General features: G+C 45.6%; 1 protein-coding gene. It reads right to left on the reverse strand.

The genetic code is table 11. The annotated features are described in order from the left end of the window. Nucleotides 1-114 precede the first annotated feature (114 nt). On the reverse strand, nucleotides 115-1,329 hold the full coding sequence (locus PN499_RS27815; RefSeq protein WP_272036645.1) for an HhoA/HhoB/HtrA family serine endopeptidase: 1,215 nt from the start codon (nucleotides 1,327-1,329) through the stop codon (nucleotides 115-117). Between the last annotated feature and the right edge of the window lie 323 nt (nucleotides 1,330-1,652).

Consider the following 1,652-nt stretch of genomic DNA (forward strand, 5'->3'; position numbering starts at 1 on the left):
CCTCCGAGGATTAAAAGTTAAAAATTAAAAATTAAAAATTAAATCCCACAATTTTTAATTTTGCATTTTTAATTTTTAATTGATTAAGCTTCTCCCCATCTCCCCCGCTCCCCATCACCCCCCAGGTGAATTAGCGGCCGCCGGGAAAGCAGCAGGTTTTACCTTAAGTTTCTGAACCTTACCTTCTCGATTCACTTCTACTTGTAGCTCTTGACCAATAGTGCTGGCTTCTACGCGCTCTTGGACTTCACCAGGAGTATTAACTGCAACGCCATCAATTTTTTGAATAATATCTCCTTGGAGAAGACCTGCGATCGCGGCTGGGGATTTTTCCACGACTCGCGTAATCGCGACACCGTTGGCGGCGACAATCTTGACGTTGAGCTGCTGGCTTAGTTCTTCTCTAGAAACCGCAGTCAAATTGACCATTTGAACTCCCAAATAGGGATGATCCGCTTTCCCTTTAGCAAATAACTGATCCGCAACTCGCTTAGCAGTTTCAATCGGGATCGCAAACCCCAAACCCTGAGCATCAGCACGAATGGCAGTATTAATGCCAATTACTTCGCCAGAGTCATTTAATAGCGGCCCGCCAGAATTGCCGGGGTTAATAGCCGCGTCAGTTTGGATGAAGCGCACGCGCTTATCAGGAATGCCTACTTGAGAACTGGTGCGGCCAGTTGCGCTGATAATGCCAACTGTCACCGTATTGTCTAAACCCAAAGGATTGCCGATCGCGATCGCCCACTGTCCCGTAACAATATTATCAGTGCTGCCCATCGTCACTGTTGGCAACCCCTTGACATTAATCTTCACCACTGCCACATCCGTAAGCGGATCTACACCCTGCACCTTACCCTCAAACTCCCGACCGTCCTTAAGCGTAACTTTAACAGTATCAGCTCCAGAAACCACGTGAGCATTAGTAAGTATACGACCATCATCTCTGAGAATAAACCCAGACCCAGTACCGCGCCTGACTCGCTCTTCAGGTAGGGGCAAACTGTCTCCAAAAAAACGCCTAAATAGCGGATTTTTGAAAGCTTCAGGCACTTGAGAAGAAATCTTGCTTGTGGCATCAATGCGGACTACAGCCGGGCCAACTTTTTCCGCAGCTTCAGCGATAAAGTTAGAGTTGGTACGTTCAATTATTTTATTTTCTGGAGCTTGAGGTGGCAGATAAGGAGGGAGTTGCTGCCGCACTACTGGCAAAACTAACTCTTCGGGACGATTTCCTGCTTGCAGGTAGCGGCTGCCCAAACAGCCCACACCACCGCCGATCGACAGCAAGGCTAGATATAAAGTTAATTGCTTTAAAGTTACATTCATCGGCTTTTCTGGCTGGATACCTCAATCTTAATACACAGGCCTTAACTTCTAATCTAATCAAAAAATCATCAACTGCCCTCATAAATACTTTTTTCTTTAGATGGCATGGTGCGTTATGGTATCGAATGTCTTAAAGTATCGAGACTGAGGCAGAGATTGTTTCTCATTGTAAACCAAGCTTAGTAGATCCGTTATCAGTTAGCAATCTCAGCCCCAAAAAGATAATGGAGGAACCCTGACAATGACGTATTTTTGTAAAAATGCGTACATTCTATTTAGGACTTACGCAAAACTCGTAACGCCGCCAACAAGCGCGGTAAAGA

The sequence above is a fragment of the Kamptonema animale CS-326 genome (assembly GCF_028330895.1).
In the GTDB taxonomy this organism is placed as follows: Bacteria; Cyanobacteriota; Cyanobacteriia; order Cyanobacteriales; family Microcoleaceae; genus Kamptonema; species Kamptonema formosum.